The organism is Lelliottia sp. RWM.1, assembly GCF_016859735.1.
GTDB lineage: Bacteria > Pseudomonadota > Gammaproteobacteria > Enterobacterales > Enterobacteriaceae > Enterobacter.
Genome location: NZ_WLVC01000113.1, coordinates 1 through 2,136, shown reverse-complemented (window position 1 = coordinate 2,136; position 2,136 = coordinate 1). Strand labels below are relative to the sequence as shown.

Here is a 2,136-nt window from a genome sequence, read left to right as displayed (position 1 = left end):
CGCAGTGATGCCTAACCCTTCCATCGAGGGGGACGTCCAAGGGCTGGCGCCCTTGGCCGCCCCTCATGTCAAACGTTAGACGGGCGTACAAAGATAATTTCCATCTCAAGGGATCACCATGCGCTTCATTCACGCACTATTACTGGCAGGGATCGCTCACTCTGCATATGCGTCGGAAAAATTAACCTTCAAGACCGATCTTGAGAAGCTAGAGCGCGAAAAAGCAGCTCAGATCGGTGTTGCGATCGTCGATCCCCAAGGAGAGATCGTCGCGGGCCACCGAATGGCGCAGCGTTTTGCAATGTGCTCAACGTTCAAGTTTCCGCTAGCCGCGCTGGTCTTTGAAAGAATTGACTCAGGCACCGAGCGGGGGGATCGAAAACTTTCATATGGGCCGGACATGATCGTCGAATGGTCTCCTGCCACGGAGCGGTTTCTAGCATCGGGACACATGACGGTTCTCGAGGCAGCGCAAGCTGCGGTGCAGCTTAGCGACAATGGGGCTACTAACCTCTTACTGAGAGAAATTGGCGGACCTGCTGCAATGACGCAGTATTTTCGTAAAATTGGCGACTCTGTGAGTCGGCTAGACCGGAAAGAGCCGGAGATGAGCGACAACACACCTGGCGACCTCAGAGATACAACTACGCCTATTGCTATGGCACGTACTGTGGCTAAAGTCCTCTATGGCGGCGCACTGACGTCCACCTCGACCCACACCATTGAGAGGTGGCTGATCGGAAACCAAACGGGAGACGCGACACTACGAGCGGGTTTTCCTAAAGATTGGGTTGTTGGAGAGAAAACTGGTACCTGCGCCAACGGGGGCCGGAACGACATTGGTTTTTTTAAAGCCCAGGAGAGAGATTACGCTGTAGCGGTGTATACAACGGCCCCGAAACTATCGGCCGTAGAACGTGACGAATTAGTTGCCTCTGTCGGTCAAGTTATTACACAACTCATCCTGAGCACGGACAAATAGTTGACGCCCGTCTAACAATTCGTTCAAGCCGACGTTGCTTCGTGGCGGCGCTTGCGTGCTACGCTAAGCTTCGCACGCCGCTTGCCACTGCGCACCGCGGCTTAACTCAGGCGTTAGACGTAAGCCTATAATCTCTAGTATTTTGAAAATCGAGATCAAGATGAAACTGCTGCTCTACCCGTTATTGCTGTTCCTTGTCATTCCAGCCTTTGCCCAGGCGGACTTTGAACATGCCATTTCAGATCTTGAGGCGCACAATCAAGCCAAGATCGGAGTGGCCCTAGTTAGTGAAAATGGCAACCTGATTCAAGGGTATCGTGCGAATGAAAGGTTCGCGATGTGCTCAACTTTCAAGTTGCCGTTGGCCGCTCTTGTTCTGAGTCGCATTGACGCTGGGGAAGAGAATCCTGAGCGCAAGCTTCATTACGATTCCGCGTTCCTTGAAGAGTACGCCCCAGCCGCAAAACGGTATGTGGCAACTGGATATATGACTGTAACTGAGGCAATTCAATCCGCCCTCCAACTCAGCGACAATGCCGCAGCTAACCTGCTGTTAAAAGAGGTTGGCGGCCCACCTTTATTGACAAAGTATTTCCGTAGCCTGGGTGATAAAGTAAGTCGCCTTGATCGTATTGAACCGACTTTGAACACCAATACGCCCGGCGATGAAAGAGATACAACAACGCCCATGTCCATGGCACAGACTGTGTCAAAGCTGATTTTTGGAGACACGTTGACATATAAATCCAAGGGGCAGCTAAGGCGATTACTCATCGGCAATCAGACCGGGGACAAAACCATTCGAGCTGGCTTGCCTGATTCATGGGTAACGGGTGACAAGACAGGCTCGTGTGCGAATGGCGGCCGTAACGATGTGGCGTTTTTTATAACCACTGCCGGAAAAAAATATGTTCTTTCTGTATATACCAATGCACCTGAATTGCAAGGCGAGGAAAGGGCGTTATTAATTGCTTCTGTAGCAAAGTTAGCACGTCAATATGTTGTTCACTGAATCCGCATACGTCTAACAATTCGCCTAAGCCGGACGCTCGCATGGCTCGCGCCGCTTGGCTCAAGCGTTAGACGGGCGTACAAAGATAATTTCCATCTCAAGGGATCACCATGCGCTTCATTCACGCACTATTACTGGCAGG

General features: G+C 51.5%; 2 protein-coding genes. Both read left to right on the top strand.

Going from position 1 to position 2,136, the window contains the following annotated elements; genetic code table 11:
• The first annotated feature begins 118 nt into the window (after positions 1–118).
• Positions 119–982 (top strand): carbapenem-hydrolyzing class A beta-lactamase GES-5, encoded by an 864-nt coding sequence (locus GF617_RS26730; protein ID WP_012658785.1) that lies wholly within the window; start codon positions 119–121, stop codon positions 980–982.
• 160 nt (positions 983–1,142) lie between these two features.
• Entirely contained in the window at positions 1,143–1,994 is an 852-nt protein-coding gene (locus tag GF617_RS26725; protein ID WP_063857830.1) for an extended-spectrum class A beta-lactamase BEL-1, read from the top strand.
• Positions 1,995–2,136: the final 142 nt, after the last annotated feature.